This is a genomic window from Pseudomonas sp. G11, from assembly GCF_029457515.1.
Classification (GTDB): Bacteria; Pseudomonadota; Gammaproteobacteria; order Pseudomonadales; family Pseudomonadaceae; genus Aquipseudomonas; species Aquipseudomonas gorinensis.
Genome location: NZ_CP120377.1, coordinates 3,972,215 through 3,987,471, shown reverse-complemented (window position 1 = coordinate 3,987,471; position 15,257 = coordinate 3,972,215). Strand labels below are relative to the sequence as shown.

Annotated in this window: 16 protein-coding genes; 10 read left to right on the top strand and 6 right to left on the bottom strand. The window is 61.5% G+C overall.

The window, feature by feature from the left end; genetic code table 11:
• The first annotated feature begins 92 nt into the window (after window positions 1-92).
• The 9 genes from P2T68_RS18465 (at window position 93) to P2T68_RS18425 (ending at window position 9,562) form a co-directional block, all read left to right on the top strand.
• Complete coding sequence (locus P2T68_RS18465; RefSeq protein ID WP_024075460.1) at window positions 93-1,634, top strand: acetolactate synthase large subunit; 1,542 nt, start codon at window positions 93-95, stop codon at window positions 1,632-1,634.
• 11 nt (window positions 1,635-1,645) lie between these two features.
• Window positions 1,646-3,136, top strand: a complete 1,491-nt coding sequence (locus P2T68_RS18460; RefSeq protein ID WP_024075459.1) for an aldehyde dehydrogenase family protein — start codon at window positions 1,646-1,648, stop codon at window positions 3,134-3,136.
• 27 nt (window positions 3,137-3,163) lie between these two features.
• A complete protein-coding gene (locus P2T68_RS18455; protein ID WP_024075458.1) occupies window positions 3,164-3,958 on the top strand; it encodes an SDR family oxidoreductase in 795 nt (264 codons plus the stop codon).
• A gap of 12 nt (window positions 3,959-3,970) precedes the next feature.
• On the top strand, window positions 3,971-5,011 hold the full coding sequence (locus P2T68_RS18450; protein ID WP_277377976.1) for a YCF48-related protein: 1,041 nt from the start codon (window positions 3,971-3,973) through the stop codon (window positions 5,009-5,011).
• Window positions 5,012-5,022: 11 nt separating this feature from the next.
• A complete protein-coding gene (locus tag P2T68_RS18445) occupies window positions 5,023-5,481 on the top strand; it encodes a VOC family protein (protein ID WP_024075456.1) in 459 nt (152 codons plus the stop codon).
• Window positions 5,482-5,495: 14 nt separating this feature from the next.
• Window positions 5,496-6,098 (top strand): amino acid synthesis family protein, encoded by a 603-nt coding sequence (locus P2T68_RS18440; protein ID WP_024075455.1) that lies wholly within the window; start codon window positions 5,496-5,498, stop codon window positions 6,096-6,098.
• Window positions 6,099-6,159: 61 nt separating this feature from the next.
• Window positions 6,160-7,767, top strand: a complete 1,608-nt coding sequence (locus P2T68_RS18435) for a bifunctional 3-(3-hydroxy-phenyl)propionate/3-hydroxycinnamic acid hydroxylase (protein ID WP_024075454.1) — start codon at window positions 6,160-6,162, stop codon at window positions 7,765-7,767.
• Window positions 7,764-8,543 (top strand): fumarylacetoacetate hydrolase family protein, encoded by a 780-nt coding sequence (locus P2T68_RS18430; protein WP_277377975.1) that lies wholly within the window; start codon window positions 7,764-7,766, stop codon window positions 8,541-8,543. The genes P2T68_RS18435 and P2T68_RS18430 overlap by 4 nt, the downstream gene beginning before the upstream one ends.
• Window positions 8,544-8,620: 77 nt before the next feature.
• Complete coding sequence (locus tag P2T68_RS18425) at window positions 8,621-9,562, top strand: helix-turn-helix domain-containing protein (protein ID WP_069075958.1); 942 nt, start codon at window positions 8,621-8,623, stop codon at window positions 9,560-9,562.
• A gap of 12 nt (window positions 9,563-9,574) precedes the next feature.
• Here the strand turns inward: P2T68_RS18425 and P2T68_RS18420 are convergent, their stop codons facing one another.
• From P2T68_RS18420 to P2T68_RS18395, 6 genes are all read right to left on the bottom strand, one after another.
• A complete protein-coding gene (locus tag P2T68_RS18420) occupies window positions 9,575-10,495 on the bottom strand; it encodes an ABC transporter six-transmembrane domain-containing protein (protein ID WP_024075451.1) in 921 nt (306 codons plus the stop codon).
• Complete coding sequence (locus P2T68_RS18415) at window positions 10,468-10,866, bottom strand: hypothetical protein (protein WP_024075450.1); 399 nt, start codon at window positions 10,864-10,866, stop codon at window positions 10,468-10,470. The genes P2T68_RS18420 and P2T68_RS18415 overlap by 28 nt, the downstream gene beginning before the upstream one ends.
• A gap of 20 nt (window positions 10,867-10,886) precedes the next feature.
• On the bottom strand, window positions 10,887-11,096 hold the full coding sequence (locus P2T68_RS18410) for a hypothetical protein (protein ID WP_240968681.1): 210 nt from the start codon (window positions 11,094-11,096) through the stop codon (window positions 10,887-10,889).
• Between the two features lie 24 nt (window positions 11,097-11,120).
• Window positions 11,121-12,197: an ATP-binding protein gene (locus tag P2T68_RS18405; protein WP_277377974.1), complete on the bottom strand. Its 1,077-nt coding sequence runs from the start codon at window positions 12,195-12,197 to the stop codon at window positions 11,121-11,123.
• Entirely contained in the window at window positions 12,194-12,940 is a 747-nt protein-coding gene (locus P2T68_RS18400) for a response regulator (RefSeq protein ID WP_024075447.1), read from the bottom strand. Before P2T68_RS18400 ends, P2T68_RS18405 begins: the two co-directional genes overlap by 4 nt.
• A 146-nt stretch (window positions 12,941-13,086) precedes the next feature.
• Entirely contained in the window at window positions 13,087-13,914 is an 828-nt protein-coding gene (locus P2T68_RS18395) for a helix-turn-helix domain-containing protein (protein ID WP_024075446.1), read from the bottom strand.
• Between the two features lie 186 nt (window positions 13,915-14,100).
• Between P2T68_RS18395 and P2T68_RS18390 the strand changes: the two genes are divergently transcribed.
• Window positions 14,101-15,240 carry a tyramine oxidase subunit B gene (locus P2T68_RS18390; protein ID WP_024075445.1) on the top strand — a complete coding sequence of 380 codons (1,140 nt, stop codon included), beginning with the start codon at window positions 14,101-14,103 and terminating at the stop codon, window positions 15,238-15,240.
• Window positions 15,241-15,257 lie beyond the last annotated feature (17 nt).

Sequence of the window (15,257 nt, the reverse complement as noted above, 5' to 3'; positions counted from 1 at the left end):
TATTGAGAAATACACTAATAAAATGCTTGTTGCTCGCAGGCTTTTGTGTGATAAATCTCATCACTGCAAATGCTCAAGCAAGAGGGCTGAAAATGAATGGTGCGCAACTGATAGTGAATGCGGCAGCGGCAAGCGGTATCGAGTACTGCTTCGCCAACCCCGGGACCACCGAGATTCCCCTGGTGGCCGCCATGGCCAGCGCACCTGCTCTCAAGCCGGTGCTGTCGCTTTTCGAAGGGGTCTGCACGGGCGCCGCGGACGGCTATGGCCGTATCGCCGGCAAGCCGGCGATGACCCTGACGCACTTGGGCCCCGGCTTTGCCAATGGCATCGCCAACCTGCACAACGCACGTCGGGCCAATACGCCCATCGTTAACGTCATCGGCGATCACGCCTCATGGCATGTGAACTACGACCCACCGTTGGCGAGTGACATCCAGGCCTTGGCCGGCACTGTCTCGGGCTGGGTGCGCACCTCGCGCACGGCGGCAGGTATCGGTGAGGATTTGCAGGAAGCGGTACGCGCGGCGTGGCAGGCCAAAGGTCAGATCGCCAGTTTGATTTTGCCCATGGACCTGCAAGCTCACGCGGTGACGCACAACGGTGTGTTCGCACCGTTGCGCGCGCCGGTTCGCCGATTTGCCGGTGACCGGGTCGAGTCCGTGGCGCAGGCATTGCGTGACGGCAAGCGGCTGGTGTTTATCGTCGGCGATGAGGGTTTGTCGGTTGCGGGCCTGGAAGCGGCGGGGCGCCTGGCGCAACTGCCGGGTGTACGCCTGTTTGCCGAGACCTTTCCGCGCCTGAGCTACCGTGGCGGTGGTTTGCCGGATCTGGATCGCCTGCCGTATTTCCCGGAAGTGGCGATTGAAATTCTTGAGCAGTACGACCTGGTCGTGTGTGCTGGCGTGCCCGAGCCCATCAGTTACTTTGGCTACGAAGGCATCCCGTCGCGCCTCGCCGAACGTGAGCGCCTGCTGACGTTGGCCGAAGTCGGTGACGATGTCGCCGGCGCCCTGACGGCGTTGGCCGATGCCCTCGATGCACCCGCCTACGTACCGACCCCGGAGGGTATCGAACTGCCGCCCGGCCACGCCGAGTTGACGCCGCAGTCCATCGGCCAAGTGCTGGCCGCGTCACTGCCCCACGACAGCATTGTCTCGGTTGAAGGCGGCACCTGCGGTTATCCCTTCTTCACCGCCTCCGCCCGTGCCGCGCGGCATCGGGTATTGACCAATACCGGTGGCGCGATTGGCCAGGGTATTCCGGTGGGGTTCGGCGCCGCCTTGGCGGAACGCGGCAATAGCGTGTTCTGCCTGCAATCGGACGGCAGTGCGCAGTACACCATCCAAACCCTGTGGAGCATCGCCCGCGAGCAGTTGCCGGTGGTGATCCTGATTGCCGCTAACCATCGCTACGCGATTTTGCAGAACGAGTTGCGTCGTTTCGGCATGACCGAAATGGACCCGCAAGCCCTGCGCCTGACCGTGCTCGACAGCCCGCGCATTGACTGGAAAGCCCTGGCAAAAGGCTACGGCGTACCGGCCTGCACGGTGCAAACCAATGCCGAACTGCAACGGGCACTGGCCAATGCCAAGGCCGACGGTGGTCCTTGCCTGATCGAAATGGCGCTGTGAAGGAGTCGATGATGAAACAGTTCGAAGTGCTACCCGCTGTCCAGGCCTTTCTGTCCCAACCGGGCCGCTTGTTTATCGGCGGCAGTTGGCAGGACGCGGCCGCTGGCCGACGGTTTGCCGTGGAAAACCCGGCGACTGAAGAAACCCTGACCGAAGTCGCCCAAGGCGATGCGCGTGACGTGGATGCAGCGGTCGCCGCGGCTCGCGCCGCATTCACCGGCGCCTGGGCGCTGCAGTCTCCCGCCCAGCGCGGCCTGTTGCTGTTCCGCCTGGCGGACCTGCTGGACCAGCACCGCGAGGAGTTGGCGCAGTTGATCACCCTGGAGAACGGCAAGCCTATCGCTGCCGCTCGCGGTGAAGCCGCCAGTGCGGCAACCATCCTGCGTTACTTCGCCGGTTGGCCGACCAAGATCGAAGGCAGCACGCTGCCGGTATCGCCGGCCAGCGGCGCGCCGATGCTCAACTACACCTTGCGTGAGCCGGTAGGGGTCTGTGCGCTGATCGTGCCGTGGAACTTCCCGCTGAACATGTGTGTATGGAAGCTCGGCCCAGCGTTGGCGACCGGTTGCGTGGCGGTGCTCAAGCCTGCCGAACAGACTCCGCTGGTGGCGATTCGCTTGGTGCAGTTGATCGAGACCGCCGGGTTCCCGGCCGGGGTGGTCAACCTGATCACCGGCCTTGGCGCCGAAACAGGCGCGCCGCTGGCCCAGCATCCCGACATCGACAAGATTGCCTTTACCGGCTCGACCCAGGTCGGCCGGCTGATCGCGCAAGCGGCCACCAGCAACATGAAAAAAGTCTCGCTGGAACTGGGCGGCAAGTCGCCGAACATCATCTTGCCGGATGCCGATATCGTGCGCGCCGCCAAAGGTGCCGCCGATGGGATTTTCTACAACCAGGGCCAGGTCTGCACCGCGGCCTCGCGGTTGTACGTGCACGCCAGCGTGCTGGACCAGGTGTTGGAAGAGCTTGAGCGGCATGCCGCCGCCCATGTGCTCGGCAACGGCCTGGACCCGGCCAGCAGCATGGGGCCGCTGGTGTCGGGGCGCCAACTGAGTACGGTCAAGGGCTACCTGCAACGCGGCCAGGAGGAGGGCGCCGAACTGATCTGCGGTGGCGATCGCCCAGCCCACCTGGAGCGCGGCCACTTCATTGCGCCCAGCGTTTTTCTTGACCGCGCCGAGCGTGCCTGTGTCGCCCGCGAAGAGATCTTCGGGCCGGTGCTGACCGTCATGAGCTGGACCGAAATCGACGACCTGGTGCTGCGCGCCAATGATTCGCCATATGGCCTGGCGGCCGGCCTGTGGACCCGCGACCTGCGCTCGGCACACCGCGTGGCGGCGCAGCTCAAGGCTGGCTCAGTGTGGATCAACTGCTGGAACGTGGTCGACGCGGCATCGCCGTTCGGCGGCTACAAGCAATCCGGCTGGGGCCGGGAGATGGGTAAAAACGTGATCGATGCCTACACCGAGACCAAGAGTGTGTTTGTCGATCTGGCCTGAACTGAATAATCACAAGAGGTAATTGCTATGGATCTGGAATTGAAAGGCCGCGTGGCCATTGTCACCGGTGGTGGTATGGGCATCGGCAAGGAAGTCGCACGTTTTCTCTCCGAGGAAGGCTGCAAGGTGGTGATCTGCGCGCGGCGCATGGCGTTCCTGCAACTGGCGGCCGAAGAAATCAGCGCACAGACCGGCAATGAAGTACTGCCGCTGTTCTGCGACACCAATGACATGAAGGCTGTGTCGGAGATGGTCGAGGCGGCGTACGCGCATTTCGGCCGTATCGACATCCTGGTCAACGGTGCCGCGGCGCCGTCCGGTGTCGTGCGCAATGACATCGAGCATGCCGGCGACGATGAGCTGCTGTCGGATCTCAACACCAAGGTGATCGGTTACTTCCGTTGCGCCAAGGCCGTGACCCCACACATGAAGGCGGGCGGCTTCGGTCGCATCATCAACATCGGCGGGCTCACCGGGCGCAGCAGCAAGGTGTTGTCGGGCATGCGCAACCTGGCGATCGCGCATATGACTAAAACCTTGTCCGACCAGCTCGGCCCTTCGGGCATCACGGTCAATCTGATTCACCCTGGCGTGGTGGACACCCCGCATATCCAAGAGCTGTACGAGCGCGAAGCGGTCAAGCAAGGCAAGACTGCGGAGCAGGTCGAACAGGCCTACATCGACGCAACGCCGATTCGCCGCACCCTGGCACCGATTGAAATGGGCTGGTTGATTGGTTTCCTCGCGTCGCCCAAGGCCGCCGCTGTGACGGGCGAGTCCATCGGTATCGACGGTGGTTTGACCCGTGGCATCTATATCTGAGGAGCATCTGTGATGAGTAACGGAACCCTTTTAGTCGCCACCGTCGGCCAAGCGGTGATCCGCAGTGCCGACGACGGCAAGAGCTGGCATCGCCTGGGCCTGGGGCAGGACCTGGAGTTCGACGCGATCACCCGTTCGTTGAGCATGCACCCCGACGCGCCGGAAGTGATCTATGCCGGCACCGATATCGGTTTGTGCGTCAGCCATGACACCGGCGGGCACTGGCAGCAGGTCGACTCACCGTTCAACGGCGAGACCGTCTGGAAGGTGGCGGTGGATCCCCAGGATGCACAGCGGATTTTCGTCGGCACGGGTGCGCCTTCGCGCGCTGTGCTCTGGCGCACCCTGGACGGCGGCACCAGCTGGGATCGCGCCCCGGTGGAGATTCCCGAGTTCTGCGACGGCGTCAGCCGTCCACGCCTGCTGGCCTTCGCCTATGACCCCACCGACCGCAACCAGGTGTGGTTCGGCCTGGAGGAGGGCGGGTTGTTTCATTCCCGCGACGGCGGTGACAGTTGGGCACGCATCGATGACCGGCTGCTGTGGGACTACAACTCGGACATCCACAACATCCTGGTACTGCCCAACCACGGCGAGAAAGTCATCGTGGTGGTCTGTGTCAATGCGGTTTATCGCAGCCTGGATGAAGGACTGACCTGGACCGGCATTATCGGCCGGGAAGCCTTCGGCCTGTACTACATACGCGCCATGAACGCGCCGTTGGGCACACAGAACGAGCTGTACCTGAGTATTTCCGACGGTACGCCGGGCACCACCAGCAAGATTCTGGTCTCCCGTGATGCCGCGCTCAGTTGGACCGTGCTGCCGCTGCCCCAGCAGCCCAACTCCTGCGTCTGGGCGATTGCCTTCAACCCGGCCACCCCGCGCCAGATCGTGGCGGGCACCAAGTACGGGCATTTGTTCACCTCCGACAACGGCGGTGACGGCTGGCAGAAGCATTGGCGGGAATTCAGCGAGATCGCTGATGTGCTCTGGACGCCTGCGGTTGCGCAGATCAAGTCCGGGCACCAATCCATCGTCAAAAAACACTGAGGAATACCGCCATGAAGGTCGAGATCCTGCGTACTCACTTATCGCTCTGGGTCAGTGACCCTGACGTATCGGCACGCTGGTACGCCGACATCCTGGGCATGCACGAAAGTGCCCGAGGCGAGAGCTGGGTCATGATGGCATTTGGGGGCAAGCACCACGATATCGCCTTGATTCGTGCCGAACCGGGTGCCCATCAAGGTGGGCTCGGGTTGCAACACTATGGCCTGGAAATCGCCGGGGACATGACAACCTTGCGTCAGCTGTACGGGATGTTGCTGAGCAAGGGCGTCGAGGTGGTGAAGATCACCGATCACGAAATCGGCAACGGCCTGTATTTCAACGACCCCGATTGCAATCGCATGGAATTCTTTCTTGAAACCGAGCATGACGATGCGTGTGGCAAGGCCCGCTTCAAGGCCGCCGGTGCGCCGAGTCGCAACATCACGCTTGATCCACTCGAACCCCTTTGAACAGAGGCACACTGATGAAAACCGCAAATTTCGCCAGCTATCACATCCGCAAATGGTACAGCTTCGTTGAAGAGACCCTGGCCAATGAAACCGGGCAGTTGGCCGATGGCGAGCCGGTGTTCAAATACGCCGTCGCTGCTGTGATCGCCAACCCATATGCCGGCCGCTACAGCGAAGACCTGTCGCAATTGATCGAGCCGTCGCCGCTGTTGGGTCAAGAGTTTGGCCGGCGCATCCAGGCACTGGCCGGTTCGCGCCAGATTCAAAGCTATGGCAAGGCTATCCTGGTGGGCAGCGCAGGCGAGTACGAGCACGGTAATGCGTTCCTGACCAACCCGGCCGCCGATCCGATTCGCGTCGCGCTGGGCGGCGGCAAATCGTGGGTGCCGTCCACCGGCAAGCGTGGTGGCCCAGGTTCGACCATCGACGTGCCGTTGGCGCACAAGGACGCGTTGTACGTGCGCTCGCACTACGACAGTTTCTCGCTGACCTTCGGCGACGGTCCTTCGCCGGATGAGATCGTCGTGATCTGGGCCTTCGCCACGCGCGGACGCCTGCATGCACGCTTGGGCGGGCTGAAAGCCGAAGACGTAAAAGGCCTTGACGGTCTGCACTGATAAGCGCGCAGGATCAAGCGGTGCTGGACTCAAACCACAACAAAAAAAGCGGTGAATAGCGATGAAGCAGGAGAAGACCCAAGTTGTCATCGTGGGCGGTGGCCCCAACGGCATTACGGCCGCGCACTATATGGGAATGTACGGTGTCGACTGCGTCGTCCTTGAGCTTGCCGACTGCATATTGCCTTACCCCCGCGCGGTGGGCATGGATGATGAAGCGCTGCGCGTTCTCCAGGCAATCGGCATCGCTGAACTGGCGGTGCGCGACATGATCTGCGATGTGCCGCTGCGCTATTACAACGCACGCGGCGTGTGTTTTGCCGAGGTCAAGCCGAGTACCGCCCATTACGGCTGGCCGATGCGCAACATCTTCATGCAGCAGTTGCTCGAAGGCACGCTGCGCGAAACGCTCGGGCAGCGCAGCAGTGTGGTGTTGCGCCAAGGCCATGAAATGCTCGAGCTGGAGCAGGATGGGGAGGGCGTGACCTTGCAGGTGCGCGATGCCCAGGGCGAGGTCTACCAACTGCGCGCCGATTATGTGATCGGCGCCGATGGCGGGCGCTCCACCGTACGCAAAAAGCTCGGTGTTGAACTGATCGGTCTGACCCATGCGCGAAAATGGGTAGTGGTCGACACCGCCAATGACACCTTGGATGCGCCTTATACCGCGCTGCACGCTGACCCGCAGCGGCCATTCGTATGCATCTATCTGCCGTACCAGCAGCGGCGCTGGGAGTTCATGCTGATGGAGGGCGAAGACGAGGCAAAGATGTGCGAAGAGAGCACCATCCGCGACCTGATTCGTGGGCATATCGGCGACGCGGTGGACACGTTGAACATCATCCGTATCCGCGCCTACACCCACCATTCCCGCGTGGCGGCGCGGTTCGTCCAAGGGCGCGTGGCGCTGGTGGGCGATGCCGCACATATTTCGCCACCGTGGGCCGGGCAGGGCCTCAATTCCGGGCTGCGTGACGTGGCCAACGTGGCCTGGAAACTGGCGGCGATCATCCACGGGCGCGCTGCCCATGGGATCCTCGCCACCTATGACCAGGAACGTCGTGGGCACGCCACCGAACTGGTCGCCCTGGCCGACAATATGGGCACGGTACTGGGGCTGACCAACCCGTTGATGGCCGGCGTGCGTGACTGGTTGTTCCAGGCGGTGAACAGCGTAGATAACCTGCGCTCGCACCTGTTGGAGTTCAAGTTCAAACCCAAGGCCACCATCACCAAAGGGTTGGTCTATCACGAGCGTGCCGAACTGCGCGAAGACGACCTGGTCGGCCAGCTGTTTGTGCAGCCGTATATCGAAGATGCCCAGGGGCAGCGTCGGCGTCTTGATGATGTGCTTGGCAATTCCTATGCGGTGCTGGGTTATCGGGTCAATCCGCGCGCGCAACTGAGCGAAGAAATGGCCACGTTCTGGGCACGCTGGGACACGCGCTTTATCCAGGTCAACCGTTCGCGCAGTGGTATGGGGCGCAACCAGCCATTGACGGCCACGGATGCCATCAGCGTGGAGGACGTGGATAACCGCCTCGGCGAATGGTTCTCGAGGGTGCGCGATTGCGTCGTTGTGGTGCGTCCGGATCGGTTTGTCGCCGCCATTACCACGCCTGAGCGGCTTGAATCGGTGTTGCGCAAGTTAGCGGAGCAGCTGTCATGACTGCCGATCATCGCGTATTGAACCAGTTGGACCAGGCCACGCGCAGGGTGCAAGCCATTGCGCCGCTCCCCCCCGAGGCGCTGGACCTGAACGCCGGGTACGCGCTGCAACGCCAGGGGCTGGCTTTGCGCCAGGCCTTGGGCGAACAACTGAGCGGTTGGAAGATCGCCTTCGCCGGCAGCGCCGCGCAACGGCGCTTCGGCATTGACGAACCGGTGTATGGCGGCCTGACCGACCAGATGTGCGTACAGCCGAACACAGCGGTGGCGCTGTCGCGGTTGATCCAGCCCAAGCTGGAGATCGAGGTGGCGATTGTGTTGGGGCGCAGCCTGGCGCCGGGCGAGTACAGCGATGAGGAGATCCTGGACGCGATTGCCGAGGTGGCACCGGCGTTCGAGATTGCCGACTGCCGTTGGCAGGGTTGGGCGTTCGGGGTGGGGGCCTTTCTCGCCGATAACGCGGCGGCGGGCCTTTATTGCCTGGGCCCCAGAATCGCGTTCGACCCTGTCAAGCACGCCAATGTGGCGTACCGCCTCGAATGTACCGGCGCGCTCTGTGGCGAAGGCGATACCGAGGGCCGCGAGGACCCGCCGCTGACCAACCTTTGCTGGCTGATTCGCCGCCTGCTGGCCGACCGTCAGCCGGTGGAGGCCGGGCAGGTGGTGCTGTCCGGTGCGTTGCTGGCGCCGATGGATATCCAGCCTGCCACGTACCGCCTGCATATGTTTGGCACGGAACTGGCTTTGCTTTTCACCACGGACAAAACCGCGGTGTGAACCATCGCTGCCGTCAAGGATGACTTCAGTCCCCTTCAGGCCAATGACGACAACGGGGCCCCCGAGGAACGACGACCATGCTTGCTGAAGTTCGAACCTTCAATGACCCTCAACTGCATGCCGGCTCCATCCAGGGCTGGCGGCAAGTGTATGACCAACTGGGGCGTGGTTGCCTGACGAGCGGGCTGCGCCAGTTGTCTGCCGAGCGCTTTCAGATCTTCCAGGAAGTGCTGGACAAACGCGTGGTGCAGCGCGGTTTTGCCCCCGCAGGGCGACTGTGCGTGGCCATGTCGTTGGGCAGTGCGCCGGTCGTCCAGGGGCAGCAGGTGGGGGCGCACAACGTGGTGCTGTTGCGCGACGGCGAGGAGTTTGTGTTGCATGCGCCCGAAGGCACAGATTTCTTCGCGCTTAACGTCGACACCGTACGCTTTGCCAAACTGGCGGCCTTCGAGTTGTCCAGTGACCAGCTCAAACGCATAACCACCCGTTCTCAGATTTGCGTGGACGATGCGTTACTGCTGCGGATACGGCGGCGTATCTACCCACTGTTTCGTCACCTATTGCAACAGACGGAGGCTATCAGCACGAGCGCCGAAAAGATGCTCGAAGACGAACTGCTTGGCGCCTTCCTGGACCTGTTCAGCAACGCCACCGATGAGGTGCGTTGCCGGCGCGGCAATTTCGCCGTGAGTGCCTACCTGGTCAAGCGTAGCCAGGAGTTGATCGATGCCAGCGGCGATACGCCATTGAGCATTCTCGACCTGTGCGAACAGCTGCGGGTGAGCCGGCGGACCCTGCAGAACAGTTTCCAGGCGGTGACCGGCATGCGCCCGGTTGAGTACCTGCGAAACCTGCGCCTGAATGCGGTGCGTCGACGCCTGATCGCTACGCCGGCCTGCAGCCAAAACGTCGGCGACGTAGCGGTGACGATGGGCTTTTTCCACCTGAGCCACTTTGCCGCGCATTACCGCGCACTGTTTGGCCAGTCACCGTCGGAAACCCAGCGGGCGATCATCTGAACAGACGAAGGATCAGGTAGACGCCTCATCCAACCCCGGATCCACGCGTTTGCCGATGTCCTTGAGCCGAGCCAATTGGTCGACCACGCTGGGGGCTTCATCCAGGCAACTGACGAACGTCCACAGGTAAGTCATCACCGAATAGATATGCCCGGCCTTCACCGCAGGCGCCAGGGCCAGTTGGCTGATGGCGACCACAAACAGCAAGGCCGCGAGGATACCGATGGTGAGGAAGGCGATGGCCTCACGGTCCGACAGCCAGATACGCAGCCGTGACAGCACCTGATAGTGACGGCGCAAGGTGTGGGCACCGACCTTTTCCACCAGGCTGATTTCCTTTTCCAGGCGGTTGTTCAAGCGCTCATGCAAGCGCTGGTTGCGCCGCGCAAAGCCTGGCACCACCGCGAGACACAGCCCCAGCGCCACCAGGCACGCCAGGCCGACCCAAGGCTCAATCACCAGCAACATCGCGGCCGCGCCGATGATCGAGACCAGCGCCGTGGCAATCGTGGGCACGTGTTTTTCGAAAAAATCGACGAATTCCCGTGCCAATACCACCCGTGCGGCGGCCTTCGAGGTGCTATGACGTTGCAGGCGCTGGTTAAGAATCACCGGTACCGCAAGGTCAGCGTAGATACGCGTAAAGGTGCGGGTGTCGAGGGCGCGTCGGGCCGCGCCCACTACCCAGAAGCCCAACACCACGGCGGCATAGAACAAGGCGTTGCCGGCGTCGCCACGGAGCATGGCGTCTACGGCAAACCCAGCAAACAACGGGTAGGCCAGCAGCAGCGCGTTTTCCAACGCCACCAGCGACAGGGTACAAAACAACTTACCGGGATAGGCCTTGGCGATCGCCTTGAGCGTCTGGCTGGCGGACTGTTGACCGAGCTTGCGGCTGTGCTCAATCAGTAGTGGAGGTGTGACGGAGGGCATGGGCCACCTGGTTTGTGCAAAGTACGGGGGTGGGAACTCAGGGTTCCGGCATACAGACCGTGGGTGACGTCGAGCAGATAACGCGTCTCCTCGGTCATCAGTAACAAGTCGATCTGCACTTCTTCGATAACGATTTCCAGGATGATCAGCAGGCAAATGGCAGGCGCGGTAAACAGCCAGTGGTAATAGGACTGGCTGACCAGCGAGGCGATAACACCGAGGATCCACAGTGACAGCACCAGCCGGGGCGCCTGTTTCTGCAGGGGAATCCAGAAACGTTGCAGCCTCCTGAGCTTCGCGCTATAGAGCCGTACGGAGTCTTCAAGCAGGGTCACGTCAATCAAGTTTCGATCGCGATAGTTAGTCGACATACATGCAATCCCAGGCTGAACTACAAGGGGCGGGTGTTTGACCTGGCCAAGGCGTGCGCAGGCAGTGCCTTGTACAACCAGGCCAGGTTGACTTCGTTGACTTGCACCCATTCGCCGTTCTGTGGAGTCCCTTCGCAGCTCTTGAAAGCGATACAGCGTCCCTGTGTGTCGAGTAAGGCAAAGTGGCGGTACTGCTGAACGCTATTGACTCTAAAAATAGACAAGCGCATGTCGTCACCCGGGACGGTTGGGGTTTAGATGGCGACCAGTTGGTCGGGCCAGCTCAGTTCGAATAAGGTGCCGCCGTTGTCCAGGTTCCGGCAGGTCACGCTGCCCCCATGGGACAGGGCAATTGCGCGCACGACGGCGAGCCCCAGGCCGCTGCCGCCCTGGGCGCGGGATCGCGAGCTTTCCCCGCGCTGGAACGGCTCAAAGATGTGCGCTGCAAACGCTTCTTCAATCCCTGGGCCTTCGTCCTCGACACTCAGGGCATTCAGGCCATCCTGGCTGCTCAGGCGCACCGTGACATTGCCTGGGGTTGCATGCCGTTTCAGGTTGTCCAGCATGGCCAGCAACGCTTGGCGGATCCTGGCCGGATCACACTGGATGGGCCGTTCGAGCAGGTCCAGATGCAGCACGAACCCGGCGGCAAGAAGGCCTGGTTCGAACAGGCGGGCGTCTGCCTCGATTTCCTCGGCCAGGTTGGCACTTTGGGTCTGGATTTCGAGGTAGCCGTTGTCCGCCAGGCCCACGACCCGCAGGTCTTCGATCAGGCGCGTCAGGCCTTCCACCTGGTTCAGCAGGCTGTAGAACTGCGCCTGGTCCGGCGTGAACACGCCTTCTGCCAACCCTTGCAAGCGGCCACGCAGGATGGTCAGCGGGGTGCGCAGTTCATGCGCAATCGCGGCGTTCCAGAAAGATTGTTCTTCAGCCATGCGTTTCAAGCGTTTAGCCATACTGTTGAAGTCATCCACTAACAGGGAGGCCTCAGCCAATGAGCGGTCGGAGGCCGTCGCCCGGGCATCGAGGTCACCGTCGGCGAGGCGGCGCAGGCTGGCCGCGACCGAGTTCAAGGGCATCAGAATGCGTCGGGACAGTTTGATCGCCACTACGGCCCCCACCGCCAGGCTGATGCAGGTGATCAGTGCCATCCATGCCCACTCCATGCCGGAGGGCAGCCATTCGTCCATGTCCAGATCCGACGGCGGCCAGAACATCCAGAGCAGCGCGTAAAACACGTAGGAACCGACCACCGACAGTGCGATCACGCAGAGCACCACGGTAGACATCGACAAGATGATCTGTCGGCTCAAACTGTTGGCGATCTTCATGGGTTGTTCCCGAACCGGTAGCCGACCCCACGGATACTGGTCGGTACGCCCTGTAGACCCAGGTCTTCGATTTTGCGCCGCAACTTGCTGATATGGCTGTCCACCGTACGCTCCAGGCTGTCACTCTCGGGCGAACACAGGGCCAGCAATTCAGCGCGACTGAAGACGCGCTTGGGCGCCTTGGCCAGCTGTGCCAATAGCCTGAACTCCGTCACGGTCAGGTTGAGCGAATGCTTGTGTGCCCCGATCTGCACATTGACTTCATGGCTGTCGATATCGATTTCAAAGGCATTTACCCGCAGCACACTCTGGCGCGCACCGTAGCCGTGATCGAGCGAACGACGCAGCACCGCCTGGGTCCTGGCGACGACTTCGGCGGGGTTGAACGGCTTGACAATGTAGTCGTCGGCACCGATACGCAGCCCCATCAACTTGTCCACGTCCTGGTCCTGGGCGGTCAGCATGATCACCGGCGTGGTACCCCGGTGGCGGATCTCGGCCAGTACCATCCAACCGTCCAGTTTCGGCATCAGCACGTCCAGCAACACCAGGTCGGGCTTGAGCGATTGATGCAGTTCAAGGGCACGGCGCCCATCCAGGGCATGGGCGATCTGGAAGCCACTGCGCTTGAGATAGGCCGTCAGGATGTCGGCGATTTCGGGCTCGTCTTCAGCGATCAATATCAACGCCTGGCGTTTATCCGCGAAGTCCGTTGGCGTCGATTCAAGGTGCGATTCAGTCATGGTTGGCTCGGTCGTGCTGTTCGGTCATTACAGTATGGCGAATTACCCTGTAACGACGAAGGCTACTGTGCACCACGAGCATGCGCTTTCATGGGAGGTTTTATGGAGAAACGATGGAGACGCGGGTTTATTTGCCAACAGCCTGGTCAGGCGTAGCTGATCCTGTCGCTGTAGGCGTTTTGCGTCATCTTGCGTTGGTAGTCGCAGGGGGTGGTGCTGACCAGTTTCTTGAAGTCGCGCAGGAAGTGAGATTGATCGGAAAAGCCCAGGTCGAGGGCCAACTGCGAAAACGACACATCGTGCTGGGTATTGAGGGTGTCCAGGGCCGCCTGGCAGCGGATGATCCGGCAAAACGTCTTGGGTGACATACCGGTGTCCTGGTTGAACTGGCGGTGCAAGGTGCGGCTGGTGTAGCCGCTGAGGTCTTCGAGTTGCTGGACGCGAATATCGCCGCGATGGCGCATCGCCTGCTGGATGATCATGGCGGTGAGTTTCGAGGTCTTGCCCATCAGGCGTGGGGTCAGGTAGTCGTTGAACAGTCGCATCTGATCGCCCAGCAGCGGTGTCTGGACGATGCTTTCGAAGATGCGTTGGGCGAACTCGGAGACCTCCAGCAGGTCCAGTTCGCGTTCGGTCAACTCTTCTGCGAGCACATTGACGAAGCCCGGAATAACGCCCGGTGAGAAGCGTACGCCGAAGTAATGGTGGTGCTGGTGCAACTCGACCGCCTGGGCAACCAACGGCGTGCCACAGATCCGCGCGGTAGGGCGCGTCGCATCACAGTCGAACAAGATATCTACGCAGCCGTCCGGGACGGCCAGCAGGTTGGCCGATTGCGCCACATCGAAGGCATAGAAGTGCGAAATCGCCGGATGTGCGCAAGGCATCACCGAATAGCGTGAAGAGTTGAGCACGAACCAAGGCTGTTCGTTCGCGGTGTGGTGCCGGGGAGTCGGCACGTTCTGTTTGATCATGGTTGCACCTTGGGAAGGCAGCGCTACGGGAAGTTTAACGCATTTATCGCGCCAACTATCGTCCTACCAGACTGAGCGGCATGTCCGAAATTTACAATACCGCCAACATCTCCCGCCTGATACTCGATCTCGACAGCGTGGAGCTGCGCCTACCGCAGTGATATCACCTTCAGTCCGAGAATAACTATGTCTACAACTACAAAAATCGACTTTATCTACCTCTCCGAGCAGGACATGATCCGCGCGGGAGTGACCGACATGCTGGCCTGCGTGAATACCATGGAGGAGATGTTCGGCTTGCTGTATGCCGGTGACTACCGCATGGCCGGCCCGAACAATGATTCCCATGGTGCGATGGTGATTTTCCCGCAGGATTCGCCGTTCCCGAACATGCCCAAGCCCACGGCTGACCGGCGCATGATGGCGATGCCGGCCTACCTGGGCGGCAGCTTCTGCACTGCCGGCGTGAAATGGTACGGCTCCAATATCGCCAACCGCGAAAAAGGCCTGCCGCGTTCCATCCTGATGTTCACGCTCAATGATCCCGACACTGGCGCGCCGTTGGCGCACATGTCGGCCAACCTGTTGTCCGCATACCGCACCGGTGCGATTCCTGGCGTGGGCGCACGCCACCTGGCACGCAAGGACTCGAAAGTCGTCGGGCTGCTTGGCCCGGGTGTCATGGGCAAGACCACGCTGGCGGCATTCATCGCGGTATGCCCGCATATCGACACCCTGAAGATCAAGGGGCGTGGCCAGAAGAGCCTCGACAACTTTATCGCGTGGGTCAAAGAAACTTATCCGCAGATCACCACGATTACCGTGGTCGATACCCTTGAAGCGGTGGTCCGCGACTCGGACCTTGTTACTTATTGTAGCTCCGGGGAAACGGGTGACCCGTCGACCTACCCAATTGTGCGGCGTGAATGGGTCAAGCCAGGTGCGTTCCTCGCGATGCCGGCGGCCTGCTCGCTGGACGCAGGAATGGAAGAACCCGACGTGCGCAAGGTGCTGGACAACACCGGTCTGTACCAGGCCTGGTTCGAAGAGTTACCCAAGCCTGCGCATCACAACGTGCCGGTGATTGGCGTGCGCTTCATGGACATGATTGCCGAGGGCAAGATGCAACTCGATGAAGTCGAGGACATCGGCAAGATCATCGCCGGGGCCGCACCAGGCCGCAAAAACGATGAAGAAATCATCATCATGTCGGTGGGCGGCATGCCCGTCGAAGACGTGGCCTGGGGCACGGTCGTGTATCGCAACGCCATCGAAAAAGGCATCGGCGTGACGTTGAACCTGTGGGAAACCCCGGTACTGCGCTAAGCCTCATCTTCATCCCA